This window comes from Nocardiopsis tropica (assembly GCF_042660575.1).
In the GTDB taxonomy this organism is placed as follows: Bacteria; Actinomycetota; Actinomycetes; order Streptosporangiales; family Streptosporangiaceae; genus Nocardiopsis; species Nocardiopsis tropica.
Map to the genome: position 1 here is coordinate 59,733 of NZ_JBHSUF010000009.1, position 26,024 is coordinate 85,756.

Below are 26,024 nucleotides of genomic sequence, written 5' to 3' on the forward strand. Positions count from 1 at the left end.
TCCATCGCCTCCCCTTCCGTCGGCGCCCCCGCGGCCTCAGATAGCGGCCAGCAGCTCCCGGCACGCCTGCTCGCAGCGGCGGCACGCCTCCGCGCACAGGCGGCAGTGCTCGTGCTCCCCGGCGTGCCTCTCGCACTCCTCGGCGCACTTGCGGCACGCCTCCGCGCAGGCCTCCAGCAGGAGCCGCAGGACGTCGTCCTCCTCGCCGGTCCGGCGGGAGACCGCGCGGCCGGTCACGGCGCACATGTCCGCGCAGTCCAGGTCGGTGCGGACACAGGCGACCAGGTCGGCCACCGTCTCCTCGCCCAGGCAGGCGTCCGCGCACACCGTGCACACCTGCGCGCACTCCCCGCAGGCCTCGACGCACGCGGTGATCTTCGCGCCGACCCCCTCGGGGTCCTCCGGGTGGGTGTACAGGATCTGTCCGACGGTGCTCATGGCCCCTCCTCAGTGGTCCGCCCGGGCTCGGCGCCCGGGCGGGTTCGGTCTCGGTCGTGCTCGGAACCGGGTGAGGAGGGGCCCCGTCCGGGTTCGTCGTCGGCTCAGGCGCCGCGTCCGGGCAGGGTGAAGCGCAGGGCGAAGTGGTTCAGCGAGGCGGGGAGGCCCGACGCGGGGAGCGGGCCGCGCGCGTCGACACGGGTGAGGTCGCGGTCCCGCACCAGGGAGCGCAGGAACAGCGACAGGGTCAGCGGCACCACCTCGCGCCCCGCGCACCCGGCCGGGCCGTAGCTGAAGGGCAGGATCCCCGGGTCCTCCTCGGCCCGGCCGTCGATCCACACCTCCGGCGCGAACTCGTCGGCGTACGGCAGGCGAGAAGAGTCGCGGTGGAAGTAGGCGCTCATGACCACGAACGCCGTCCCGGCGGGGAACACGCGGTCCCGCCACACGGTCTCGCGGTTGCTCTCCCGCAGCACCGCCAGCGTCGTCGGCCACAGCCGTACGGACTCCAGCACCGTCGCGCGCAGCAGCGGCAGGTCCAGCCCCCCGGTCTCCTGGATCTCCTCCCGGGCCGCGTGCGCCCCCGGGCTGTACGACGTCAGGAGCGCCAGGGAGCGGAACGCGGCGATCGCCGCGGCGTCGAACGCGAACAGCCAGTGGGCCGCCTGGTCCTCCGGGTGGGACCCGGCCTCCCGGGACAGGCCCGCAGCGAGGCTGCCGGGCTCGGCCCGGTCGACGGCGCGGCCCACCCGGTCGAGGAACTCCGCCCTCACCTTTCGGTGCACCGGCGCCGCGTACGACCAGTTGCCCCGGGCCCTCAGCCGGCGCAGCAGTTCGGTGGTCCGGACGTCCCCCGCCGCGGAGGCGCCGAACACCACCCGCCGGGCCAGCGCGTCGAAGGACGCGGAGAACCGGTTCCAGTCGAGGACGCCGCCGTCCCCCAGCGCGGCCAGCAGGGCCCGCGCCTCCTCGTCGGCCTGGGCCGCGATCACGTCCCCGTCGGGGTGGAGTACGCGGCCGGTGGCCAGGGCCTGCTCGTTGGAGGTCCGCCGGTGTGGCCGCTCCTCGGGTTCGGAGACCAGGACCGCGTGCGGCTCGAAGTGCGACAGCGCGCCGCGCTTCTCGCGCCCGCCGGACGAGAACGGGTCCGGGGTGCCCTCCAGCAGCGTCCTCACGTCGTCGGCGGCCAGCACCAGGGCGGCGTCCCTGCCGGCCAGGCGCAGCGGCAGCGGCCCGTCGCCGTGCCTCTCGCGCAGGCCTCGCAGGGTGGAGACGATCCCCCGGTCCGCCTCCAGTGCGCTGACCAGGCCCTCCATCAGGGGGCGCCGTACGAGCACGCCCCGCGCCAGGGTGGGGAGCAGCACCGTCGACAGGACGCGCGCGGTCTCGGCGGCGTCAGGGCCGTCCAACTCCGCTTCGACGGCGCCCTTCGCCGTCCCCGCCTCTGCCGCGAGTGCCTGCGCCGTTCCGGCGCCGCCCTGCGTGTCCTCCCCGGTGCCGCGGTCCCGCGAGCCCCCTGACCCTGTCACTTCGCCCCCTGCGGTGTGAGTTTCCGCGCGGTCGCTCCCCGGCGTCATGGCCCTCCCCTCGTTCCGGACCCGGATCCCCGTCAGATGTGGTCCCTGGGCACGCTCTCGCTCCACTCCCTGGAGAAGATCCGCTCGTCCCCCTCGAACGCGTCCAGGGTCGCGTATACCCGGAACTCCGTCTCGGTGCACTCAAGGGAGGTATGGGTCTCGGTACGGGTGCTCCAGTCCCCGCGGGCGAACCGCATCGTCCACGTGGACCGGCCCCGGGCGGACGTGAAGTCGTCCGCCACCGACTCGTACAGCTCGTAGGCCCGCCGTCCGACGTCCAGGTCGATGTCCTCGAAGTGGAGGATCCCTCCGTCCTTGACGATCTCCAGGGACGAGCGGGTGTCGACCATGTCCCGCTGGACGCTCCAGCGGTGGTCCGGGGTCTCCCGCCGCGTGGTCTCGATCTGCGGTGTCCCCTCGGGCTCGCCGAAGGGCTGCGGGTGCAGTTCCTCGTCCTCGGGCACGGGCCGCACCGGCAGGTGCAGCGCGCTCCCCCCGGGGTGGACGGTCATCAGCACCGGGCGCGGCGGCGGCCAGGCCAGGGGCCAGTACGACGTGGACAGCGACAGCCGTATGCGGTGGCCCGCCGGGAAGACCTGGGCGACGCCGTTGAGGGTGACCTTCACCCGGCAGCGCTCACCCGGCTCCATCGCCCGCGGCGTCTCGTGGCCGTCCCGGTGGGTGAGGTTGAGCAGGCCGAAGGTCACGCGGGTGGCGCTGCCGTCGGGCGCCACGTCGCACAGGCGGGCGGCGACCATGGCCACCGGCTCGGTGACGGAGAGCTCGAGTTCGACCTCTGCCTCACCGAGGATCTCGACGTCCTCGGTGAGGACGTCGCTGTCGAAGACCAGGGAGCCGCCGTCCTCCTCGCGCTGGTCGTAGGGCAGGTCCGGCGGGGCGTTGTACGAGGCCCACTTGCCGGCGAACTGCCCGGTGGTCAGCGGCGACCGCAGGGTCAGCGACTCGGCGCTGACCTTCTCCCCGGGGCTGCCGATGCGGTACCTGGCCAGCGGCAGCCCGGTCCGCTCGATGCCGGGGGAGGGCCACGAGTCCTCGCGCACCCACCGGCCGGGGCGCTCCTGGTAGGAGGTGGACGGCGGAACGCTGTCCTGCATCCACGCCCACAGGGAGGGGCCCTCGTCGACGCCGTTCTCCTCGCCCTTGAGCCAGTGGTCCAGCCAGCGCACGACCTCCTGGAGGTAGCCGATGGCGGGGCCAGGCACGCCCATGTGCGGGTAGCGGTGCGACCAGGGGCCGATCAGGCCGCGGCTGGGCACGTCCAGGTTCTCCAGGACGCGCAGGACGGCGTTGGAGTAGCCGTCGGCCCACCCGCTGGAGGCGAGGACCGGGCAGCGCACGTCCGTGTAGTCGTCGCACACCGAGGCGTGCCGCCAGTAGTCGTCGCGGCGCTGGTGCCGCAGCCACTCCAGGACCCACGGCTCGGTGGCCTCCAGGCGCTCGCGCCACATGTCGCGCCAGCTCTCCCCCACGACGGCGGGGTCGGGCGGGCAGGTGCCGAACGCGAACATGGTCCCGGCCTCCGCCAGGTTGTCCGAGAGCAGGCACCCGCCCATGTAGTGGAAGTCGTCGCCGTACCGGTCGTCGGTGAAGGAGCTGATCACGATCGTGCCCAGGCTCGGCGGCTGCCGGGCCGCGACCTGGAGGGCGGCGAACCCGCCCCAGGACAGACCCAGCATGCTCGTGCTGCCGTCGCACCAGGGCTGGTCGGCCAGCCAGGCCAGGACCTCCTCCGCGTCCTGCTGCTCGCGTTCGAGGTACTCGTCGACGAGCACCCCCTCCGAGTCGCCCGTGCCCCTCAGGTCGACGCGGACGCAGGCGTAGCCGTGCCCCGCGATGTAGGGGTGGTGCTGGGAGTCGCGCACGGCCGTCAGGTCGCGCCTGCGGTAGGGGATGTACTCCAGGACCGCCGGTACCGGGGTCGCGTCGGAGGAGGTGGGACGCCACATCCTCGCGGCCAGCCGGACCCCGTCCGACATGGGGATCCAGAAGTGCTCGTCGGAGCGGACCGCGTGCGGCAGGGAACTCACCACGTGCATGTACGGTCCTCCTCAGCGATCGGTGCCCTGGTCGGTGCCCCGCCCGGGCGTCATGTCCTCTTCCGCGAACTCGAACCTCAGCGCCTCGACGCAGCGCTCGTACTTGGCGCGCATCGCGGTCTCGTCCTCGGCGCCGATGGCGATCTTGGCGAGTTCGTAGGTGTAGCTGTCCTGGGCGCCCATGTCGGAGAGCCGCCGGCCCTCCTCCGGAACGATCTCGATGCTCACACCCGGCAGGGAGCGCTCCAGCTCCGCCACCTCCTCCTCGGTGGGCACGCGCACGGGGACGCCGTCGTCGCCGAAGCGCCGGTGGTACCACTCCGCCGCCACGGCGAACTCGCCCCGGGCCTCGGCGGTCATCCGGGGGTCCCTGCCCAGGCTCAGCAGCAGCATGCGCTCGTGGTTGGAGACCCCGTCCACCAGCTCGAACAGCTCGGCGTGGGACTGGGAGTGCCGGGGGTTGACCTCCAGGAGGTTGAGGCCGTCCTCGACGGGGTCGTAGAAGAACTCGACGCTGAACGTGGAGTTGTCCAGCCCGACCTGGCGGATGACCCGCTCGGAGACGTCGGCCATGCGCCCGCGGACCTCCTCGGAGAGCCCCGAGGGGTACTGGTGGCGCAGGAAGGCGGGGCTGCCGGGGTAGTCGACCGAGTCGAGGGACGCGTAGACGACGACGTCGCCCCGGTACACGAAGCCCTCGACGGCGGCCTGCACGCCGTGCAGGGCCCCCTCGGCCAGACAGGTGCGTCCGCCCACCTCCGAGATCTCCGGGGGCAGGTCCACCCGGGAGAGGATCTGCTCGAAGGGGCGGCCGATGCGGTCGATGCCCTCGCGCAGTTCGGAGACCGCCTCGCCGAAGTCCTTCTCGTCGAGCACGTGGAAGGCGAGCTCGGAGGAGGCCGACTTCACGGGCTTGAGCCACATGGGGTAGCCGGGAGGGTCCGGCACCGTGGGGTCGCCGTTCAGCTCGACGAGGGCGAAGGGCGGGTACTCGTCGATGACCTTGCGCTGCTCCAGGCGGCTCCAGTACTTGTGCTCGCACTTGACCACCGACTCCAGGCTCGCGGAGGGGAGGCCGCGGCGCTCGCACAGGATCGGCACGAGCAGTGTCACGGGGAAGTCCCAGTAGCCGCAGATGGCGTCGACGGTGTCGGGGAAGTCGTCGAGGACCTTCTCGGCCTTGTCGATCAGCTGGTCGATGTCGACCTCGCCGGTCTGGAGCTCGTCCAGGCTCAGCAGCTGGTGGAAACGGCAGTCGCGTCCGGTGGGGGTCCGGCGCAGGATCTCGTGGTTCCGCTCGTCCAGTCCGACGACGAAGACGTTCTTCACGGGGCGCACCACCTTTTCTCATCAGGGAAATGATGCTGGTGGTGCGCCTACCCGTGTGAACCGTTACAAACCCGAAATGTGACGAGGCGCTCTTCAGACGGCGGTTGCGTACCGGTCGATCTCGGCCAGTTCGGAGGCGTCGAAGTCCAGGTTCCCGACCGCGGCCACGTTGTCCTCCAGCTGTCCGATGCTGCTCGCGCCGATCACCGCCGACGTCACCCGCCCGCCGCGCAGCACCCACGCCAGCGCCGTCTGCGCCAGCGTCTGGTCCCGCCGCCCGGCGATCGCGTCGAGGGCGCGCACCCGCTCCAGGACGTCCCCGGTGACCCCCTCGGCGTTGAGGAACGGACTGCTCCCGGCGGCGCGCGAGCCCTCCGGGACGCCGTTCAGGTACCGGTCGGTCAGCAGGCCCTGGGCGAGCGGGGAGTAGGCGATCGAACCGGCGCCCACCTCGTCCAGCACGTCGAGCAGGCCGTCCTCCACCCACCGGTTGAACATCGAGTACGACGGCTGGTGGATCAGCATCGGCGTGCCCAGGTCCCGCAGGATCGCGGCGGCCTCGCGGGTCTGCCCGGGGGAGTAGTTGGACACCCCCGCGTACAGGGCCTTGCCCTGGCGCACCGCCGTGTCGAGCGCGCCCATGGTCTCCTCCAGGGGCGTGTCCGGGTCGGGGCGGTGGGAGTAGAACACGTCCACGTGGTCCAGGCCCATGCGTCCCAGGCTCTGGTCCAGGCTGGCCAGCACGGACTTGCGCGAGCCCCACTCGCCGTACGGGCCGGGCCACATCAGGTACCCGGCCTTGGTGGAGACGACGATCTCGTCCCGGTACCGGCCCAGGTCCCCGGCGAGGATCCGGCCGAAGTTCTCCTCGGCGGCCCCCGGCGGCGGTCCGTAGTTGTTGGCGAGGTCGAAGTGGGTCACGCCCAGGTCGAACGCCCGCAGCACGATCTCCTTCTGCCGAGCGAGGTCGCGGTCGTGTCCGAAGTTGTGCCACAGGCCCAGGGAGAGGGCGGGCAGGCGCAGACCGCTGCGCCCCACCCGCCGGTAGGGCATGGAGTCGTACCGCGTGGGGGCGGCGACGTAGGTCATGGGTCATTCCCCGTTCTCGTGGCCGGACGCCGCTCGTCCGGCGTGCGGAGGCTACAGCGCGGACGCGGGTCCGGGCGCGAGCGCCCCCCGCGTGGCGGGTCCGGCGCCGTCCGGGAGGGCCGGCCCGGGGCCGTGGTGGCGCCGGTGCGGCTCGAACGCCGGCGGACGGGTGTCCGCGAGCGGGTCCGAGGCAAGCGCGCAGCGCGTCCGCGCGGGCCAAGAGACGCCAAAACGCCCCCAAGACTACTTTGAGTGATTTTGTGAGTGCATACGGTTACGAGGCGGGCGTCGTGGACATCTATTCCGCGGGGGCCGTTCACCGAATCCGGCCCTCGCATCCGGCTCCTGCGACGCTCCGCCGACATGTCGGAGCGCCAGGCCACAACGAGAGGGAACTCGTATGAACCGCAAGACCGTGACCCGCCTCGCCTTCGCCGCCATCGTGGCCCCCGCCCTCGCCTTCGGCGCCCCGGCGGCGGCCATGGCGGACAGCTTCTTCGCTGCCGGCATGAGCGAGGCCGGCCCCCACGGGGCCTCCCAGGCGGGCGTCATCGCCGGGGCCACGAGCGGCCACGGGAGCGACCACGAGGACGGCAAGGGCGGCAAGGGCGGCAAGGGCGGCAGCTTCTACATCAAGAAGTGGAACGAGGCCGGCCCCCACGGAGCCTCCGAGGGCGGCGTGGTCAGCGCTGCCGGCTAGGGCGCCCCGGCCGCGGGCCCTCGGGCCCGCGGCCGGACCCGGGTGAACTCCGGCGCGGCGACGAGAGAGCGCCGCGCCGGAGCCTTTTTCCGTCTCAGAACATGATTGGCAGGAACGATGCTTCGTTCGTCCCGCGCCCTGGTCACGACCGCCCTCGCCCTGGGCATCGCCCTGGGCGCGCCCGCGGTGGCCTCGGCCGACGCCCGATTCCACAGCCAGGACGCCTTCGCCGGGCCGAAGGGGGCCAGTATCACCGTGGTCCGCAGTGTGGTCACCGACGACGGCAGGGTCTCCTACGAGAAGGTGACCTACACCGCCGGTCCCAAGGGCGCCGGGGTCTCCAGCGTCCGCAGCGGCGCCAGGTGACACCGGGGGCGCGCCCGTGCCGGAGCGGAGGCTTCCCGGCCGGGCCGTCCCGATGACGGTCGGCCCCGCCTCCCCGGAGGCGGGGCCGGTCTTCGGTGTGCGGGGAGCGCAGTCGGCCCGGTACCGCGCGGGCGGCGCCCCGCCCGCGGGCGGCCCGGCGGGCACGGGACCGTGTCGACCGCGCACATCCCGGTGCCGCCCGCACCCCGTTCCCGCGGGCCGTGGTGTCCTTGGGGGCCGGAACGTCCGGCCGACGACGACGAAGGACCAGCGGATGAGCTTTCCACCCACGCTCGACCACCTCGTGTACACCGTGCCCGACCTGGCCGGGGGAGCGGCCGCGTTCGAGGCGCGCACCGGCGTGGCCCCCGCGCGCGGCGGCTCCCACCCGGTCGGGACGGCGAACGCGCTCGTCGCGCTGACCGTGGACGGGGCCCGCGCGCCGTACTACCTGGAGATCATCGGGCCCGACCCCGAGCGCGACGACCCCGGCCCGGTCCGCGTGTTCGGCATCGCCGGCCTGGAGGGGCCCCGCCTCGCCGCCTTCGCGGTCCGCGTGGACGGCGGCCTGGAGGCGGCGGTGGGGCGGGCCCGCGCGGTCGGGCACGACCCCGGAGGGATCGAACCGTGGTCGCGCGCCACCCCCGGGGGAACGGTCCTGCGCTGGCTGCTCGCCAGACGCGAACTGCCGGCCTATCCCGCACCGGTGCCGTTCCTCATCGACTGGGGGCGGACCCCGCAGCCCGGTCTGGGCGACCTGCCCGCCCTCGAACTGGTCTCCCTGCGCGCGGAGCACCCCGACCCCGGCTCGCTGGAGCCGGCACTGCGGGCCCTGGGCGCGGACCTGGAGGTCGCGACCGGTCCCGCGCCGCTCTTGGAGGCGGTCCTGCGCGGTCCGCGGGGGGAGTTCGTGCTGCGCTGACAGGCCGGGCCGCGGCGCACGCCGCGGCCCGTAAGGGCCCCTCCACGAGGGGGCGCCCCGTCCCGCCCCGGGCGCCGCTTCCCCAGGTCGGGGGCCCGCCCGTCCCCGTCCTCCGGCGCCTTTCCGCGGCCCTCCCGCCGGTTTCACGCGCCCCGGCCCGGGTAGCCGAACCCCTACACCCCATCGTCGAGCAGAAGGGGAGTGAACGCGGTGAACGAGGACACACCCCCGATCGAGGGCTACGAGGGACTGCCGATCGCCACGCTCCAGCACAGGGTCCGATCGCTGGACGCGGAGCAGATGCGACGGCTCATCGCCTACGAGGAGGCCCACGCCGACCGGACCGGCGTACTGGAGATCCTCAAGAACCGGCTCCACGGCCTGGAGGAGGGCGCCGAGCCGTCCGGGGGGTCGCAGCAGTTCCAGCCGGAGCGGCCGGGGCCGGCCGCCGGGGGGTCTCCCGTGAACACGGACACGGTCGCGCCCCAGGCGAGCCCGCCGCCGCACGGCGTGCCCGCCCAGCCCGCCAAGCCCAAGGGCGACTACCAGCCCGGCAACCAGTAGGCGGTCGCGAGAGGCCCGGGTCCGGGGGACGCGGGGGCGCCCCCGGGCCCGCACCCGCGCCCGCAAGGCGGGAGCCCGGTTTTTCCCATGGGTTCCCACCTGCGGTTTTCGTCCGACGGGCGGCGGGTAGCCGTATACCCACATCCCCCGACCGGCGTACAGCGAACACGGGGAGTGACATGACGGTGGTGCCACGTACACCCACGGAGACCGGCGACCCCGGGGGGAGGGCCCGGTGATCCGCTGGAAGCCCGTCCTGGCCCTGGCCGGAACCCGGTGGGCGGTGTCCCGGCTCCGGAGCGGGCACGAGCCCCGGCCGCGCCGCCGCGCGGGGGTCGTGCCGTGGGCGGTGGCCGGGGCCGCGGTCGGCCTGACCGCCGCCGCCGTGAGCCGGAACCGCACCACGCTCCTGACCGGACGCGTCGTGCTGGTCACCGGCGGGTCCCGCGGGCTCGGCCTCCAGATGGCCCGGGAGTTCGGCTCCCGCGGCGCGTCCGTCGTCGTGTGCGCGCGCGACCGCGACGAGCTCGACCGCGCCGTCGCCGACCTGGTGCGCAGGGGGGTCACGGCGCACGGCGTCCGGTGCGACGTCCGCGACGCCGGGCAGGCCGAGAGGATGGTCGAGGAGGCGGCGGCGCGCTTCGGCCGCCTCGACATCGTCGTCAACAACGCGGGCATCATCCAGGTCGGGCCGCAGTCGGTGCTGACCGAGGACCACTTCCGCGACGCCATGGAGACGATGTTCTGGGCGCCCCTGCACATCTCCCGTGCCGCGCTCGGCCCGCTGGAGAGGACCGGGGGACGCCTCGTCACCATCACCTCGATCGGGGGCCACCTCAGCGTCCCGCACCTGCTGCCCTACTCGTGCGCCAAGTTCGCCGAGGTCGCCCTCTCCGAGGGGCTGGGCGCCGAGGTGGCGGGCCGGGGCGTGAAGGTCACCACGGTGGTGCCCGGGCTCATGCGCACCGGGTCCCACAAGGCCGCGGTGTTCACCGGCGACCCCGAGCGCGAGTACTCGTGGTTCTCCCTGGGCGCGGGCCTTCCGCTGGTCTCGGTGAGCGGCGAGCGCGCGGCCGCCCGGATCGCCGAGGCGACCGCCCGGGGCCGCAGCCACCTCGTGCTCACCCCGCTGGCCCGCGCGGTCATCGTCGCCCGCGGGCTCTCCCCGGCCCTCGTCCAGCGAACCATGGGGATCATGGCGCGGCTCCTGCCCGCCCCGCCCGAGCATGTCGAGGAGCGGCCCGGCAGGGAGGCCGACCACGGCCTCGTCAACCAGGCGCTCAAGGCGCCCACCGCGCTCAACGAGCGCGCGACCAGGAGACTCAACCAGAAACGGGAGTAGGCGGCCGGGTGCGGGCCCGTGCCGCAGACGGCGCTCGGGCCCGGCCCGCCGCGACGGCGATCGGGGGATGGCGACGTGACGCGTTTCGGATACTTTCTCGCCAGCGAGGAACACGGTCCCGCGAGCCTGGTCCGCCAGGCGCAGGGGGCCGAGGAGGCCGGGTTCGACGCACTGTGGATCTCCGACCACTTCCACCCGTGGCTGGACTCCCAGGGGGAGAGCCCGTTCGTGTGGTCGGTCGTCGGCGCGATCGGCCAGGCCACGTCGCTGCCGGTCACCACGGCGGTGACCTGCCCGACCACGCGCATGCACCCGGCGGTGGTGGCGCACGCCGCCGCCACCTCGGCGGCCCTGGTCAGGGGCGGGTTCACGCTGGGGGTCGGCACGGGGGAGGCGCTCAACGAGCACATCCTCGGACTGCCCTGGCCGCCCGCCGCCCAGCGCATCGCCATGCTGGAGGAGGCCGTCGAGGTGATGCGCAAGCTCTGGACGGGCAAGCTCGTCACCCACCGGGGCGAGTACTACGACGTGGACACCGCGCGCCTGTACACGCTGCCCGAGGAGCCGCCGAAGGTCTACATGTCCGCGTTCGGCCCCAAGGCGACCGCGCTGGCCGCGCGGGAGGCGGACGGCCTGATCCAGGTCGCCCCCAGCCCGGAGACCGTCGAGAGGTTCCGCTCCGAGGGGGGTGCGGGCAAACCCGTCCAGGGCGGGCTCAAGGTCTGCTGGGACCGCGACGAGGCCCGGGCCCGGCGCCTGGTCCACGAGCGGTGGCCCAACGAGGCCCTGCAGGGGGAGGCGGCCCAGATCCTCCCCCTGCCCCGCCACTTCCGGCAGCTCACCGAGGGGCTGGTCACGGAGCAGATGGCGGCGGAGCAGGTGACCTGCGGGCCCGACCCCGAGGCGCACCTCGCCGCGATCAGGCCGTACCTGGAGTCCGGGGTGGACGAGGTGTACGTCTGCCAGGTCGGCGACGACCAGGAGGGCTTCTTCGAGTTCTACCGGAAGGAGATCCTGCCCCGGCTCAGGGCCGGGGGCTGAGCCGGCCCGGCGCGCGGGCGGCCCGCCCGCGCGCCGGGCCCGCAAGGACGACCAGTGAGGAGGAGACATGAACGCACGCACCCGTGACGGCACTCCGGCCCCTGCCGCGCGCTACCCGGACCCGATGCCGCCGATGCCGCCGGACCCGTTCCCCCCGACCCCGATGCCGGACCCCCCGTCCCCGCCGGATCCGCTGCCGGAGCCCCCGGGGCCCGCGCCCACGCCCGAGCCGCCCGGCCCGGAACCCGAGCCCGAACCCGCCTGAGGACGGGCCGGTCCCGGGAGGGGTCGAGCCCGCGGACGCGCCGCTCCCGGCGCGCCCGCGGGCTCCGCGCTGTCCGCGGTCCGCCGCCGCGGCCGGTCGCGGGGAGCGCGGCGGGCCCGGGCGGTGGGGCGCACGGGAAGGGTGCGTATTCGTCGCGTAAGGGGGATTGACCGCTCCGTGACCGAAGTCTAGGTTGCGAGAAAAGAAAAGACTCCTTCCGGTTCGGTGCGACGTCCTCCCCCGGACCGCGCCGGGCCGCCACCCCGCTGGAGGAAGCCCGTGGCGCACCACCCCCCGTCCCCCGCCCGCACACGCCGGACCCCCGCCGGCGCCGCGCTCGTGGGAGCGCTCCTGCTCGCCGTGGCGCTCCTCGTCCTCGCGGGGGCGCACGGCCCCACGGGGGCGGCCCTGGCCTCGACCGGGCAGACCCGGGCGCCCTCCGGCCCCGAGACCTCCGCGGGCCCCGCGGACACCCACGGGCAGCTCACCGTCTGCGGCGTCAAGCTCTGCGACAGCAACGGCGACCCCGTCCAGCTCACCGGGATGAGCTCGCACGGCCTCCAGTGGTACAGCGACTGCCTCACCGACGGATCGCTGGACGCGCTCGCCCACGACTGGAACGCCGACGTGCTGCGCGTGTCCATGTACATCCAGGAGGACGGCTACGAGACCGACCCGCGCGGGTTCACCGACCGGGTCCACGAGCTGATCGAGGAGGCCACCGCCCGCGGCATGTACGTCATCGTCGACTGGCACATGCTCACCCCCGGCGACCCCAACCACAACACCGAGCGCGCCCGCACCTTCTTCTCCGAGATCGCCTCGGTGCACGCCGACAAGGACAACGTCCTGTACGAGATCGCCAACGAGCCCAACGGGGTCTCCTGGGACGCGATCAAGGGCTACGCCGAGGAGATCATCCCGGTCATCCGCGCCGAGGACCCCGAGGCCGTCGTGCTCGTCGGCACCCGCGCCTGGTCCTCCCTGGGCATGTCCGAGGGCTCGGACCACACCGAGATCACCGCCGACCCGGTCGACGCCGACAACATCATGTACGTCTTCCACTTCTACGCCGCCACCCACGGCTCCTACCGGGAGGCGTTCCGGGCCGCCGCCCAGGAGCTCCCGCTGTTCGTCACCGAGTTCGGCACCCAGCAGGCCACGGGCGACGGCCCCAACGACTTCGCGTCGGCCCAGGCCTACCTCGACCTCATGGAGGAGGAGCAGATCAGCTGGGTGAACTGGAACTTCTCCGACGACTTCCGCTCCGGCGCGGTCTTCGAGACCGGCACCTGCGCCGCCGGAGGGCCCTGGACCGGCACCGACTCCCTCAAGCCCGCGGGCGAGTGGATCCGCGACCGGATCCGGGAGAGCGGCGCCGCCTGACCCCCGCCGCGCGGCGGCCCCCTGCCGGGGAGGCCGCCGAACGCGGCGGGGACCGCCCCGGGCGGTGAGGGGGCGCACCGGGAGAAGGGTGCGCCGCCTCCCGCCGGGGGCTCCGGGCACGCGGGGGCGCGCCGCGACCGCGGCGCGCCCCTCCGGCCGTCCCGGCCCGCCTCAGAAGGCGGGGGCGGTGGAGATCCGCAGGTCCCCGTCGTCGCCCGCGTCCACGATCACCCGGTCGCCCGGGACGACCTGCCCGTCCAGCACCATGCGCGAGAGGCGGTTGCCGACGGTGCGCTGGATCGTGCGCGCCAGCGGCCGGGCGCCGTACGCGGGCTGGTACCCCTGCTCGGCCAGCCACGCGACCGCCTCGTCGGTGAACCGCACCGTGATGTCCTTCGCCCTGAGCCGCTGTTCGAGGCTCTCCAGCATGAGCCGGGTGATCTGGGCCAGCTCCTCGTTCCCGAGCTGCTTGAAGACGATGACCTCGTCGATCCGGTTGACGAACTCGGGCCGGAACTCCTCGCGCAGCCGCCGCATCACCCGCTGCTCGGTGTCGGGGTCCATCTGGCCGTCGGCGGTGAAACCCATCGGGCCGCCGCCGGTGATCGCCTCCGACCCCAGGTTGCTGGTCATGACGACCACAGTGTTGCGGAAGTCCACCGTCCGTCCCTGGCCGTCGGTCAGCCGTCCGTCGTCCAACAGCTGCAGCAGCAGGTTGAACACGTCCGGGTGCGCCTTCTCGATCTCGTCCAGCAGGAGCACGGAGTAGGGGTTGCGGCGCACCGCCTCGGTGAGCTGGCCCGCCTCCTCGTAGCCGACGAACCCGGGAGGCGCGCCGGTCAGGCGGCTGGTGGTGTGCCGCTCCTGGAACTCGCTCATGTCGATGCGCACCATGGCGTCCTCGGACCCGAACAGGGCCTCGGCCAGCGCCCGGGCCAGCTCCGTCTTGCCCACGCCGGTCGGCCCCAGGAACAGGAAGCTGCCCACCGGCCGGTCGGGGTCGCCCAGCCCGGCCCTGGAGCGGCGGATCGCCTCGGAGACCGCCGTGACCGCCTCGTTCTGGCCGATCACCCGCGTGTGCAGCACCTCCTCCAGGTTGACCAACCGGTCCCGCTCCTCCTGGGTGAGCTGGGAGACCGGGATGCCGGTGCTGCGGGAGACCACGTCGGCGATGTCGTCGCCGGTCACCTCCGGCACCGCGGAGCCGGTGCCGCGGGCCTGGTGGATCGAGCTCCGGGCGGCGGAGATCTCGTCGCGCACCGCCGACGCCCGCTCGTAGTCCTCCTCCTGGACCGCCCTGTCCTTCTGCTCCTCCAGCTCCTTGAGCCTCTTCTCCAGGTCCCGCAGGGAGGAGCTGGAGGTCTTCAGCCGCAGCCGCACCCGGGCGCCCGCCTGGTCGACCAGGTCGATGGCCTTGTCCGGCAGGAACCGGTCGGTGACGTAGCGGTCCGACAGCTCGGCCGCCGCGACCAGGCTCTCGTCGCTGAACCGCACCTGGTGGTGGGCCTCGTAGCGGTCGCGCAGGCCGCGCAGGATCTCGACGGTGTCCTCCACCGACGGCTCGGGCACCTGGATCGGCTGGAAGCGGCGTTCGAGCGCGGCGTCCTTCTCGATGTTCTTGCGGTACTCGTCCACCGTGGTCGCGCCGATGACGTGCAGCTCGCCGCGGGCGAGCGCGGGCTTGAGCATGTTCCCGGCGTTCATCGACCCCTCGGCGGCCCCAGCGCCCACGATCGTGTGGATCTCGTCGATGAAGATGAGCAGGCCCTCGGACTGCGCGCGGATCTCGTCCACGATCGCGGTCAGGCGCTCCTCGAAGTCGCCCCGGTAGCGCGTGCCCGCCACGATCCCGGCCAGGTCGAGCTGGACCAGGCGGCGTCCGCGCAGGGTCTCGGGGACGTCGTCGTCGAAGATGCGCTGGGCGATGCCCTCGGCGATCGCGGTCTTGCCCACGCCGGGGTCGCCGATGAGCACCGGGTTGTTCTTGCGGCGCCGGGCGAGCACCTCGATGCACTGCTCGACCTCGTCGTCGCGGCCCACGACCGGGTCCAGGCGCCCCTCGCGGGCCAGCGCCGTCATGTCGGTGCCGTACTCGTCCAGGGTGGGCGTGGCCGAGGGCTCCTCCTCGCCCCGGTCGGCGGCGGGCACGGGGCCCGCGGCCTTCTGCAGCGCGGGCGGCGTGATCCCGGAGTCGCGCATGAGCTGGCTCACCGGGCTGTCGGGGTTGACCGCCAGGGCGAACAGCAGGTGCTCGGGCGTGATGCTGGAACTGCCGGTGGCCCGTGCGATCTGGAGCGCGTCCAGCAGGGCCCTCTTGGCGGACGGGGTGAGCCTGGCCGATCCGCGCACCGTCCGGGGCGCCTGCGCCACCGCCTGGTCGATCACCGCGGTGAGCTGGTCGGTGTTGGCGTCGGTGCGGCCCATCAGCTCGCGCGTGGGCTGGTGGCGCAGCAGGGACCACAGCAGGTGGACCGTGTCCACGTCGGCGCCGCCGGCCTCCAGGGCGCGGCGCACCGCGGCGTCGGCCACCTCCTGGGCCTCGACGCTCATCAGCTTGGACAGATCCACGCGGCGGACCGGGCCCCGGGCCCCGAGGAACCGGGCCAGGAACTCGTCGAAGGACCCGGGGTCGCTGCCGCGGTCGTCGGGAAAGTCGTGTGTCATCTCGTCTCGTCCCCCGTGCGTGTGGTGGCGTGCCATCGCCAAGTAGTTGCTCGGTAACTCTACGTGAATGACCCTGAATCGGGCGTCAGTGTCCTCCGGTGTGGCCGGGCCGTCGGGGCCCGCGGCCACCGGCCCTCCGGCCGTGCCCGGCGCCCTTCCGGCGGATGCGCGACGATCGGTCCCCTCCTCAGATCCGGTGCCGCCACAGCAGTGCCGACACAGCCGCCATCGGGACCACCAGCACCGCCGCGGCGATCACGGAACTCGTCCGCAGCGCGGCCTCCAGGGCGGCCCCGGCCGCCTCGGCGAGGGCCGTCCCCGCGGCCCCGCCGAGGTCTCCGGCGATCCCCATGGCGGCGCCCACGCTGTCGCCGGCCGCCCCGTCGGCGCTCCCGGGAACGCCCGCGGGCCAGGCCCCGGCCAGCGTGGTCCGGTACACCGCCAGTCCCACGCTACCCAGCAGGGCCAGACTCAATGTCTGCCCCATCCCGGCGGCCACGTCGTTCACGGCCGAGGCCGACGCCGTCTGCTCCAGCGGGACGGCGGACAGCGCCACCTGACTGCCCAGCGTCAGCGCCGGCCCTCCGCCCAGGGACAGCAGGGAGGTCCCGGCGACCAGCCCCCACAGCGAGCCCTGGCCGGCCGCGACCGCCATCACCGCCAGGCCGGCCAGGGCGACGGGCATCGAGGCCGCCAGCACCTGCCCGACGCTGCCCCACCGGAGGAACGCGGGGGTGAGGACGGTGCCCGCCAGGCCCGCCGCGGCGGGCAGGACCAGCAGCAGCCCCACCGCCCCCGGGGAGACCCCGAGGACCGACTGGAGGAACTGCACGAGGAAGAGGTTCGGGCCGCCCGCCACGAACAGCATCAGCAGGCCCAGGCACACGGCGACGCCGAACCCGCGTGCGGCGAACATGCCCGGGTCCAGGAGCGGGTCGTCCGTCCGGCGCTGGCGGCGCAGGAAGAGCCACCCCAGCACCAGGCCCGCCCCCACGGCCGCCAGGAACGGGGGCTGCGGCCCCCTCGCCGCGATCTCCTGGAGCCCGAAGACCGCCAGGACGAGCGCGCCCGCCGAGAGCAGGACGCTGGCCGGGTCGAGCCGTCCCGCGGCCGGGTCGCGGTACTCGGGCAGCAGGAGCGGCAGGGCCGCCAGCGCGAGGAGGGCGATGGGCACGTTGACCAGGAACAGCGCACCCCACGGGAAGAACTCCAGCAGCACCCCGCCCAGCGGCGGTCCCAGGGCCATCCCGACCGAGAACGCGCTCAGGTTCAGCGCCACCGCGAGCGAGAACTGCCGGGGGTCGGTGAACATCTGCCGCAGCAGCGACAGCGCGGAGGGGGCCAGGGTCGCCGCGGCCAGGCCCAGCAGGGCCCGGGCGGCGATCAGCGTCCAGGCGTCGGGGGAGAACGCGGCCGCGGCCGACGCCGCCCCGTAGACGGCCAGGCCGGTCAGCAGCAGGCGCCTGCGCCCCACGCGGTCGCCCAGGCGCCCCAGCGTCAGGACGAACCCCGCGCCCAGCAGCTCGCCCACGTGCAGGATCCACAGCGACTGCGAGGCGGACGGCAGCAGGTCGGCCCCGATCGCGGGCATCGCCAGGTACAGCACCGACACGTCGTTGGCCATCATGAAGATCGGGAGGGTGAGGATCGCCAGCCCCAGCCACTCCCGCCAGGTGGCGCGCCGCTGTGGTGTCTCGACGGTCATGGAACCCTTCTCTCCGGTGGGTGGGTGGGTGGGGCGGACGGGACGGCTCAGGCCGGGTAGGGGACGCGCCCGCGGTGGGCGCGCAGGGCGTGCGCCCACCAGGTGAGCTGGGCGAGCATGTCGGCGGCGGCCTCCTCCGCCCCCTCGGGGGAGCGCGGCCAGCCGCCGTCCGCGTCGAAGCGGTCCCAGAAGTTCGGGAAGCACACCGTGCTGCGGACCGTGGTGGCCTGGAGCTCGGCGAAGACCAGCCGCAGCTGCTCCACGGCGCGCAGGCCGCCCGAGACGCCGCCGTAGGAGACGAACCCGACCGGCTTGGCCCGCCACTCGTCGAAGAACCAGTCGACGGCCGTCTTCAGGGGCGCCGGGAAGCTGTGGTTGTACTCGGGCGTGACCACGACGAACGCGTCGGCGGCGGCGATGCGCGGGGCCAGGGCCCCGACCTCGGCCGGAAGGGGGGAGCTCTCGACCAGGGTGTCGGGCAGGCGGGCCGCGGCCAGGTCGACCACGTCGACCTCGACTCCCGCGTGCGTCTCGGCGCGGCCGGCGAACCAGTCCGCCGCGGTCGGGCAGAACCGGCCCTCGCGGGTGCTGCCGACGATGACGGCCACCCGGACGGGTGCGGTGTCCGGGTTCCCGTGGGTGTCGGCGCTGCTCCTCGTGTCAGGGCCGTCCGTGGTGCGGGGCATGATGGCCCACCTCCTGTGCTGTCCGGTGTCGGTCTGCCGTGCCCCCACACTCGGCCACCCCGCCCTCGGTCCGGCCCCGCACCGCACTCGGTCCGCACCCGGTCCGCTCCGGTCCGCCCACGGCCGCTGTCGGCCGCACCACCCCCTCACGCTCCCCGGTGGCGGGCGCGGACGGGCCGGCGGGCGCGGAGGGGGCGCCGGTTCCCGCGCGGCACGCCTCCCCTGCTCGTCGTGGGCGCCTGCGCGACTCCGGGGACCCGTCTTGTTACTCTGAGTGACAACAGTCGTCTCCGCAGGAGGAGTCCCATGAGTCGTGTCCTGGCAACCCTGGCCCTGTCCGCCGCCCTGGTGGGGGCCGCGATCGCCCCCGCCGCCGCCAACGACCACGCCGGCCTCGGGGTCGTGTCCCACGTCATCCCCGCCGTTCTCTTCGGCGGCCAGACCCCCCAGGCCTGACCGGGGGACACCTGGACGACCGGCCCCGCCGACTCCTCGGCGGGGCCGGTCGTGTCGTCGGCCCGCTCGGCTACGGTGACCCCATGCGCTTTGGTGTGCTGGGCCCCGTCACGGTCTGGACCGGGGAGGGCGGGGCCGTCGGGATCCCCGAACGCAAGGCCCGTGTCCTGCTCGCCGTGCTGCTCGCGCACCGGGGGCGGCCCGTGCCGGTGGACGCGCTCGTCGAGCGGCTGTGGGAGGGGGAGGCGCCGCCCGCCGCCCCCGGGCGCGCGCTGCAGCGCAAGGTGTGGGCGCTGCGCCGGGCGCTGGAGGCCGCCGAGCCCGGGGCCCGCGACCTGGTCCGCCACCGTGAACCCGGCTACCTGCTCGACGCACCCGCCGACGCCGTGGACGCGGACCGCTTCCTGGGCCTGGTGGAGGCCGCCCGGCGGCAGGGGGAGACGCGCGCACGGCTCCGGCTCCTGGACGAGGCGCTCGACCTGTGGCGCGGGCCCGCCTACGCCGACATGGCCGACGAGGGGTTCACCGCGCCGGTCGCGGCCCGCTGGGAGGAGCTGAGGCTGGCCGCCCTGGAGGAGCAGGCCCTCGCCCGCCTCGACCTGGGAGAGCACCGCCGGGCGCTGGACGGCCTGGCCGGGCCGGCCGCCGCCCACCCGCTGCGCGAGGGCCTGGTCGCGGCGCGCATGCGCGCCCTGTACGAGGGCGGGCGCCAGGCGGAGGCCCTGGCCGTCCACACCGCGCTGGCCGCACGGCTGCGGGAGGAGCTGGGCGTTGACCCGGGCCCGGAGGTGGCGGAGCTGCACGGCCGCATCCTCCGGCAGGAGCCCGCAGCCACGGGCGGTGCCCCGGCCCCCGACGCCCCGGCGCCGGCGGCGTCCCCCGCCCCGTCCGCGGCGGGACGTCGGACACCGCTCCGGCTCCTGCCGCCGCAGCCGCTCACACCCCTCCTCGGCCGTGACCGGGACGCCGCCCGGGTGCGCGCCCTGCTCGCCGCCGGTCGCCTGGTGACGCTCACCGGGGTCGGCGGGGTGGGCAAGACACGGCTGGCCACCGCGCTCGCGCACGACCTGGCCGGGGAACACCGGGACGGAGCGGTCATGGTCGGCCTGGCCGCGCAGCGCCCGTCCGGTACGCGCACCGCCGGCCCGGGCCCCGCCGCGGCCCTCGTCCGCGCGCTCGGCCTGCGCGACGACCGCGACGACGACGCGGACCGGCTGGCCGCCGTCCTGGACGACCACGAACTCCTCCTGGTCCTGGACAACTGCGAGCACGTGGTGGAGGAGGTCGCCGACCTGGTCACCGACCTCCTGGGCCGTGTTCCCGGCCTCCGGGTGCTCGCCACCGGCCGCGAGCCCCTCGGCGTCGAGGGGGAGGTCGTCCACGCCGTCGAACCCCTGGCCGTGCCACCGGTCGGCGCAGACCCCGGGCGGGTGGGGGAGGCCGGGGCCGTGCGGCTCTTCGCGGAACGCGCGGCGGCCTCCTCGCCCGGCTTCGCCCTCACCGCGGACAACGCCGCCGACGTCGCCCTCCTGTGCCGGCGCCTGGACGGCATCCCCCTCGCCCTCGAACTCGCCGCCACGCGCGTGCGCACCCTCGGCGTCACCGGTGTGCTCTGCCGGCTGGACGACCGGTTCCGCCTCCTGTCCACGGCCCGGCGCCACCTGCCGCCGCGGCAGAGGACGCTGCGCGCCATGATCGACTGGAGCTGGGACCTGCTCGAACACGACGAGCGCGTCCTGCTGCGCCGTCTGGCCGTGTTCAGCGGCGGATGCTCGCCCGCGGACGTCGAGGCCGTCTGCTCCGGGAACGGGATCGACCCGTCCGACGTCCTGGACCTGCTCTCCCGCCTGGTCGACCGGTCCCTGGTCGTCGCCGAGGACGCCCCGCCCGCCGGGCGCCGACTTCGGCTCCTGGAAACCATCGCCGACTACGCGTGCGAGCGCCTGTCCGGGGCGGGGGAGGCCGAGGAGGTGCGCCGCCGGCACGCCGTCCACTTCACCGGTGTGGCGGAGCGGTGCGCCGCGACGCTCTTCGGCCCCGGCCAGGCGGAGGGGCTGCGGGCGCTGGACGCCGAGGCGGGCAACCTGGGCGCCGCCCTGGAGGAGGCGGCGGCGCGGGGGGAAGCCGAACTCGCCCTGCGCCTGGCCGTCGCCCCCGCCTGGTACCGGTACCTGCGGGGACGCTACCGAGACGGGCTCCGGGCCATCACACTGGCCCTGTCCGCAGGCCGCGGCGGAGCCGCCGCGGGGGTCGCCATGGCGGAGTCGACCGCGGTGGTGTTCGCGATCCTCGCCGATACCGGGGAAAACCACGTCCGCAGGGCAGGGGAGGTACTGGAGGCCTTCGACGGCGCTCCCGACGGGGACGCCGCCCTCGAACGGGCCCGCGCGGCCTGGATGATCGGCTTCGTCCTCTACAGCAGGGGCGACCAGGAGGCCAGCGAGGAGCTGGTGGCCCGGGCCCTGCCGGTCTTCCGGGAACGCGGCGACCGCTGGGGCGTGGCCGCGGCCCTCGCGGCCCGGGCCTCGCACGCCCTCGGACGCGGCGACCTGGACGCGGTGGAGGGCCGGGCACGGGAGGCCCTGGGGCTCTTCCGCGAACTGGAGGACCGCTGGGGCCAGATGAACACCCTGGTCACGCTGGCGGTCCGCGCCGAGGTCCGGGGCGAGTACGCCGAAGCCGCCCGCGACCGCGCGGCGGCGCTGGAGATGGCGGAGGAGCTGGGGCTGTGGTCCGAGGCGGCCGGCGCCGTGGCCGGGCTGGGCCGGATCGCCCTGCTGGAGGGCGACCACGCCCGCGCCGACCGGCTCCACCTGCGCGCCCTGGAGATGGTCCGGGGCCAGGGCGACGTGGCGGGGGAGCAGTACGCCCGGCTGGGGCTCGGCCTGGGAGCCCGCCGTCGGGGACGGTGGGACGAGGCCGAGAGGTACGTGCGCCCGATGGCCGCGTGGTCCCTGCGGGTGGGCTGGGCGCCCGGCGCCGCGCTCGCCCTGGCCGAACTCGGGTTCGCGGCGGAGCAGCGGGGAGACGCCGCCGAGGCTCTGCGCCTGCACAGGGAGGGGCTGGAGCAGGCCCGCCGCAACGCCGACCCGCGCGCGCTGGCGCTCGCCCTCGAAGGGGTGGCGGGCGCCCACACCCTGGCCGGGCGCCACGGGGCCGCCGCCCGCCTGCTCGGCACGGCCGAGGCCGCCCGGGAGGGCGCCGGGACGCCCCGGCCTGCGGCCGAGCGCTCCGACGTGGACCGCGCCGCCGCGCGTGCCCGCGCGGCCCTGGGGGAGGAGGCGTTCGGGCGGGCGCTCGCCGAGGGGCGCGCCCGGAAGGTCGCCGACCTGTTGGACGGATCCGGCACCCACCCCGACCTCGCCGGGGACTGACCGGGCGCACGCTCCGCCCCTGCGGAGGCCGCTCTCCTCCCGGCCGGTCCGTGCTTCCCCCGCGATCCCGCGCCCCGCGCCTCCGCGCGCCCGGCGCCTTCCGCCCGCCCCCGGTGCGGCCGCGCCCTCCGACGCCCAGCGCGCGGCCCCCCGGCGCCCGGATCCCCGGCCCCGACGGCACTCCGCCCGCGTGTCCTCCCGGCCGGAGTGCGCTCCTCGTCGTCACCCGGGGTTACGCTGCCGTCTCCTTCTGGTCGCCTCCACTTCTGGAAAAAATAATTAATTAGTATTTATTCTTGACGTTACCTGCGTCACGGTGGCATGCTCTCAGCGAGCCACAGAGGTGTCCGCGCAGGTGAGAGCGGGCGCTGACATATCAGGGAGGTCCCCCATGGAGAGACGACCGCGGCGCTTCCGCGGGCGCGCGCTCGCCGCACTGGCGGTAGCCGTGTGCGCGGTGACGCTCGCAGGGTGCGCCGGAGGAAGACTCGGCGAGGACGGCCGCATCGGCGTCGTCTACATGGACGCCCAGGGCTACTACGCCGGGGTCCGCCAGGGCATGCAGGACCACGCCGAGGAGTCCGGGCGCGAACTCCAGCTCCTCGAGCTCAACGCCCGCGGCGACGCCTCCGAGGAGAGCACCTTCGTGGACGTGACCGCCTCCGCGGGCGTCGACGTGCTCGTCCTGTCCCCGGTCTCGGCCACCGCCTCCATCCCCGCCCTGCGGCTGGCCCACGAGAGCGGCATCCCCGTCGTCTGCTACAACACCTGCATCGAGGACGAGGCCGCCCGCGAGTACGTCACCTCCTACATCCTCGGCGACCCGCACGAGTTCGGCCGCCTGCTGGGCGAGGCCGCCGCGGAGCACTTCGAGGCCGAGAAGGTCGACGACCCCAAGATCGCCGTCCTCAACTGCGAGTTCGTCGAGGTGTGCGTCCAGCGGCGCGAGGGCTTCGAGGAGGCGCTCTTCGACCGCCTCCCGGACGCCGAGATCGTCGCCAACCAGCAGGGCGCCACCATCGACGAGGCCGTCGACGTGGGCGAGCGCGTCCTCACCGCCCACCCCGACCTCGACGCCTTCTACGGCGAGGCCGGCGGAGCCACCATGGGCGCGGTCCGCGCCGTGAACAGCAGGGGCCGCGACGGCGACGTCGTCGTTTTCGGCAGCGACATGTCCACCGACGCCGCCCGCGCCCTGGCCGACCACACGGTCCTCAAGGCCAACGTCGACATCTCCGGTATCGCGGTGGGCCGCATGGCCGGGCAGACGGTCGAGGACATCATCGCGGGCGAGGAGGGCGGCGAGTTCGTCACCAACGCCCCCATCGACCTCTACACCACGCCGGAGGACGGCTCCCGGTGGCTGGAGGAGCACCCGGACGGCATCCCGTGACCGGCGACCCGCACCCCAGCCATCCCACCCGTCCCACCAGTGGAGCACCCATGAGCGACACCTCCCCGGTAGCGGCCGACGCGCCGGTCGTGGCCCGCACCCGGGCCGCCACCAAGACCTACCCCGGGGTCAGGGCCCTGGACGGCGCCGACTTCGAGGTCCGCGCCGGAGAGGTCCGCGCGCTGCTCGGCCGCAACGGAGCCGGAAAGTCCACCCTCATCCGCATGCTCTCCGGGGTGGAGACCCCGGACACGGGCGAGGTCGAGATCGACGGCACGCCCCTCGGGGAGGGCGGCGTCCGCCGGGCCGCCGAGCTCGGCGTGGGCACCGTCTACCAGGAGCTCAGCCTGGTCCCGCAGCTGTCCGCCGCCGAGAACCTCTACCTCGGGACGTGGCCCACCACCGCCGGGCGCGTCGACCACGCCGCCATCAGGAACGGCGCCCGCGAGGCCTTCGCCGAACTCGGCGTCGACATCGACCCCGCCGCCGCGGCCGGCGACCTGCCCCTCGCCCAGCAGCAGCTCGTGGAGATCGCGCGCGCCCTGCGCTCGCGCCCCCGCCTGCTCATCCTGGACGAGCCGACCAGCGCCCTCGCCGCGGGCGAGGCCGACATCGTCCTGGAGGCGGTCACGCGCGTCGCCGCGAGCGGCGTCGGCGTCATCTACGTCAGCCACCGCCTGGACGAGATCCGCCGCGTCGCCGACACCGTCACGGTCATGCGCGACGGGACCGTCGTGGAGACCGTCCCCGTCAAGGGGGCCACCACCGCCCGGATCGTCTCCCTCATGCTCGGCCACGACGAGCAGGAGCAGGAGAGGCCCGGCGGTAAGGTCGACCGCTCCGGGACCCCGCTGCTGTCCGTGCGGGGCCTGTCCGTCCCGCCCAAGGTCGGCGACGTCTCCTTCGACGTCCACCCCGGCGAGGTCCTGGGCCTGGGCGGGCTGATGGGCTCCGGCCGCACCGAGATCCTGCGCGCGCTGGCCGGTTTCACCCCCGCCACCGGGACGATCGAGGTCGAGGGCACGCCCGTCGCCAGGCCCACGCCGCGGACCATGAAGCGCCTCGGCGTCGGCATCACGCCCGAGGACCGCAAGGGCGAGGGCGTCGTCCCGCTCCTCGGCGTCTCCGAGAACATGGTGATGACCTGGTTCGGCGGCGCCTCCAGGGCGGGCACGGTCCTGCCCTCCCGGGTGTCGGCCATCGGCGGCGGGCTCATCGAGCGCTTCTCCATCAAGGCCGCACGCCCCGACACACCGATCGTCAACCTCAGCGGCGGCAACCAGCAGAAGGCCGTCATCGGCCGCTGGCTGCACGCCGGGAGCCGCATCCTGCTCCTGGACGAGCCCACGCGGGGCGTGGACGTCGAGGCCAAGGCCCAGATCTACCGCATCGTGCGCGAACTGGCCGCCACGGGCGCGGCGGTCGTCTTCGTCTCCAGCGAACTGGAGGAGCTGCCCCTCGTGTGCGACCGCGTGCTCGCGCTGCGCGGCGGACGCCTCGAAGGCGAGTTCACCGGCGACGACATCACCCTGGACAACATCATGGCCGCCGCGATGGCGGCGTGAACGGCGAGGAACTATGACCACCACCACCCAGGTCACCGGCGAGGCGGTCTCCGCCCGCGGCGACCTCATCGGCCGCTTCGGCCCCCGTCTCAACGAGATCGGCCTGCTGGCCGCCATCGTGCTCCTCTACGTCGTGCTCGGCTCCACGGCCGCCGGGTTCCTGAGCCTGGACAACCAGCTCGGACTCCTGCGCAACGCCGCGATGATCGGCATCGCCGCCTGGGGCGTCACCCTGGTGATCGTCGCCGGCGAGATCGACATCAGCATCGGCCCGGCGGTCGCCTTCGCGTCCGTCATCGTCGCCAAGGGCGCCACCGAGTGGAACATCGGCGTGGGCGGGGCGATCGTCCTCACCCTCGTGATGGGCGTCCTGTGGGGAGCCCTCGCCGGGTGGCTGCGCGCCCGGTTCAACGTCCCCTCGTTCATCACCACGCTCGGACTGTGGAGCGTCCTGGGCGGCCTCGCCCTCTACATGACCGACGCCCTGCCCGTCCCGCTCCCCGAGAGCGCCGTGTTCGACGTCCTGGGCGGATCGGTCCTGGGCGTGCCGACCTCCGCGGTGATCATGCTGGTCCTGTTCGCGGTCTTCGCGTACGTCTCCCGCTACACCGCCTACGGCCGCTCCGTCTTCGCCACCGGCGGCAACGCCGCTGCCGCCCGGCTCGCCGGGATCAACGTCTCCCGGGTGCGGATCGCGCTGTTCGCCACGACCGGCCTGCTCGCCGCCATCACCGGCGTGCTCATGGCGGCCCGCCTGGGGTCGGGCAACGGCGGCGCCGCCGCCGGGCTGGAGTTCGACGTCATCGCCGCCGTCGTCATCGGCGGCACCGCCCTGGCGGGCGGGCGCGGCTCGCTCGGCGGGACCTTCCTCGGCGTCATCTTCATCACCGTCATCGCCAACGGGCTGGTCCTGCTCGGGGTCAACTCTTTCTTCCAGGACGTGGTGCGCGGCCTCATCATCGTGGCGGCCGTCCTCGTCAACGTCATCATCAGCAGGCGCGAGTCCGCCCACAGACTCACCTAGCGGAGCGCCCGCGGGACCGCACGGTCCCGCGGGCGCCCCACCCGAGCCGGGGCGGCCCGCCACGCCGCCCCGGCCGTACGC

The 26,024-nt window shown here is 74.4% G+C and carries 21 protein-coding genes; 13 read left to right on the forward strand and 8 right to left on the reverse strand.

The window, feature by feature from the left end; all coding sequences use genetic code 11:
• Positions 1 to 36 precede the first annotated feature (36 nt).
• The 5 genes from ACFQBR_RS16120 to ACFQBR_RS16140 form a co-directional block, all read right to left on the reverse strand.
• Positions 37 to 438: a four-helix bundle copper-binding protein gene (locus ACFQBR_RS16120; RefSeq protein ID WP_344179303.1), complete on the reverse strand. Its 402-nt coding sequence runs from the start codon at positions 436 to 438 to the stop codon at positions 37 to 39.
• Positions 439 to 542: 104 nt separating this feature from the next.
• Positions 543 to 1,967 carry a cytochrome P450 gene (locus tag ACFQBR_RS16125; protein WP_344179306.1) on the reverse strand — a complete coding sequence of 475 codons (1,425 nt, stop codon included), beginning with the start codon at positions 1,965 to 1,967 and terminating at the stop codon, positions 543 to 545.
• 80 nt (positions 1,968 to 2,047) lie between these two features.
• Positions 2,048 to 4,072, reverse strand: coding sequence for a CocE/NonD family hydrolase (locus ACFQBR_RS16130; protein ID WP_344179308.1), 2,025 nt, complete (start codon positions 4,070 to 4,072; stop codon positions 2,048 to 2,050).
• Between the two features lie 12 nt (positions 4,073 to 4,084).
• Positions 4,085 to 5,401 (reverse strand): ATP-grasp domain-containing protein, encoded by a 1,317-nt coding sequence (locus tag ACFQBR_RS16135; protein ID WP_344179310.1) that lies wholly within the window; start codon positions 5,399 to 5,401, stop codon positions 4,085 to 4,087.
• Positions 5,402 to 5,494: 93 nt separating this feature from the next.
• Complete coding sequence (locus ACFQBR_RS16140) at positions 5,495 to 6,490, reverse strand: aldo/keto reductase (RefSeq protein WP_344179312.1); 996 nt, start codon at positions 6,488 to 6,490, stop codon at positions 5,495 to 5,497.
• Between the two features lie 400 nt (positions 6,491 to 6,890).
• Here ACFQBR_RS16140 and ACFQBR_RS16145 point away from each other — a divergent pair, with 400 nt between their 5' ends.
• The 8 genes from ACFQBR_RS16145 to ACFQBR_RS16180 all read left to right on the forward strand — a co-directional run bounded on the left by ACFQBR_RS16145 (position 6,891) and on the right by ACFQBR_RS16180 (position 13,076).
• Positions 6,891 to 7,190 (forward strand): hypothetical protein, encoded by a 300-nt coding sequence (locus ACFQBR_RS16145; RefSeq protein ID WP_344179314.1) that lies wholly within the window; start codon positions 6,891 to 6,893, stop codon positions 7,188 to 7,190.
• Between the two features lie 117 nt (positions 7,191 to 7,307).
• Positions 7,308 to 7,556: a hypothetical protein gene (locus ACFQBR_RS16150; RefSeq protein ID WP_344179316.1), complete on the forward strand. Its 249-nt coding sequence runs from the start codon at positions 7,308 to 7,310 to the stop codon at positions 7,554 to 7,556.
• Between the two features lie 274 nt (positions 7,557 to 7,830).
• Positions 7,831 to 8,478, forward strand: coding sequence for a VOC family protein (locus ACFQBR_RS16155; protein WP_344179318.1), 648 nt, complete (start codon positions 7,831 to 7,833; stop codon positions 8,476 to 8,478).
• A 210-nt stretch (positions 8,479 to 8,688) separates the two neighbouring features.
• Positions 8,689 to 9,042, forward strand: coding sequence for a DUF8129 domain-containing protein (locus ACFQBR_RS16160; protein ID WP_344179320.1), 354 nt, complete (start codon positions 8,689 to 8,691; stop codon positions 9,040 to 9,042).
• Between the two features lie 235 nt (positions 9,043 to 9,277).
• Positions 9,278 to 10,384, forward strand: a complete 1,107-nt coding sequence (locus ACFQBR_RS16165; RefSeq protein ID WP_344179322.1) for an SDR family NAD(P)-dependent oxidoreductase — start codon at positions 9,278 to 9,280, stop codon at positions 10,382 to 10,384.
• 75 nt (positions 10,385 to 10,459) lie between these two features.
• Positions 10,460 to 11,425, forward strand: coding sequence for a TIGR03557 family F420-dependent LLM class oxidoreductase (locus ACFQBR_RS16170; RefSeq protein ID WP_344179324.1), 966 nt, complete (start codon positions 10,460 to 10,462; stop codon positions 11,423 to 11,425).
• Positions 11,426 to 11,492: 67 nt separating this feature from the next.
• Positions 11,493 to 11,690 (forward strand): hypothetical protein, encoded by a 198-nt coding sequence (locus ACFQBR_RS16175; protein WP_267945488.1) that lies wholly within the window; start codon positions 11,493 to 11,495, stop codon positions 11,688 to 11,690.
• A gap of 279 nt (positions 11,691 to 11,969) precedes the next feature.
• The gene (locus ACFQBR_RS16180; protein WP_378553721.1) at positions 11,970 to 13,076 is read left to right on the forward strand and encodes a glycoside hydrolase family 5 protein; all 1,107 of its coding nucleotides are present in this window, start codon (positions 11,970 to 11,972) and stop codon (positions 13,074 to 13,076) included.
• 171 nt (positions 13,077 to 13,247) lie between these two features.
• Here ACFQBR_RS16180 and ACFQBR_RS16185 read toward each other — a convergent pair whose 3' ends face one another.
• From ACFQBR_RS16185 to ACFQBR_RS16195, 3 genes are all read right to left on the reverse strand, one after another.
• Positions 13,248 to 15,740, reverse strand: coding sequence for an ATP-dependent Clp protease ATP-binding subunit (locus ACFQBR_RS16185; RefSeq protein ID WP_344179328.1), 2,493 nt, complete (start codon positions 15,738 to 15,740; stop codon positions 13,248 to 13,250).
• A gap of 187 nt (positions 15,741 to 15,927) precedes the next feature.
• The gene (locus tag ACFQBR_RS16190; protein WP_344179330.1) at positions 15,928 to 17,445 is read right to left on the reverse strand and encodes an MFS transporter; all 1,518 of its coding nucleotides are present in this window, start codon (positions 17,443 to 17,445) and stop codon (positions 15,928 to 15,930) included.
• A 47-nt stretch (positions 17,446 to 17,492) separates the two neighbouring features.
• A complete protein-coding gene (locus ACFQBR_RS16195; RefSeq protein ID WP_344179332.1) occupies positions 17,493 to 18,131 on the reverse strand; it encodes an NADPH-dependent FMN reductase in 639 nt (212 codons plus the stop codon).
• A 306-nt stretch (positions 18,132 to 18,437) separates the two neighbouring features.
• Between ACFQBR_RS16195 and ACFQBR_RS16200 the strand changes: the two genes are divergently transcribed.
• The 5 genes from ACFQBR_RS16200 (at position 18,438) to ACFQBR_RS16220 (ending at position 25,943) form a co-directional block, all read left to right on the forward strand.
• Positions 18,438 to 18,587 (forward strand): hypothetical protein, encoded by a 150-nt coding sequence (locus ACFQBR_RS16200; RefSeq protein ID WP_344179335.1) that lies wholly within the window; start codon positions 18,438 to 18,440, stop codon positions 18,585 to 18,587.
• An 83-nt stretch (positions 18,588 to 18,670) separates the two neighbouring features.
• Positions 18,671 to 21,961, forward strand: a complete 3,291-nt coding sequence (locus ACFQBR_RS16205; RefSeq protein WP_378553724.1) for an AfsR/SARP family transcriptional regulator — start codon at positions 18,671 to 18,673, stop codon at positions 21,959 to 21,961.
• Between the two features lie 391 nt (positions 21,962 to 22,352).
• Complete coding sequence (locus ACFQBR_RS16210; RefSeq protein WP_267945484.1) at positions 22,353 to 23,354, forward strand: substrate-binding domain-containing protein; 1,002 nt, start codon at positions 22,353 to 22,355, stop codon at positions 23,352 to 23,354.
• Between the two features lie 50 nt (positions 23,355 to 23,404).
• Positions 23,405 to 24,919, forward strand: coding sequence for a sugar ABC transporter ATP-binding protein (locus ACFQBR_RS16215; RefSeq protein ID WP_344179339.1), 1,515 nt, complete (start codon positions 23,405 to 23,407; stop codon positions 24,917 to 24,919).
• Between the two features lie 13 nt (positions 24,920 to 24,932).
• Complete coding sequence (locus ACFQBR_RS16220; RefSeq protein ID WP_267945482.1) at positions 24,933 to 25,943, forward strand: ABC transporter permease; 1,011 nt, start codon at positions 24,933 to 24,935, stop codon at positions 25,941 to 25,943.
• Positions 25,944 to 26,024: the final 81 nt, after the last annotated feature.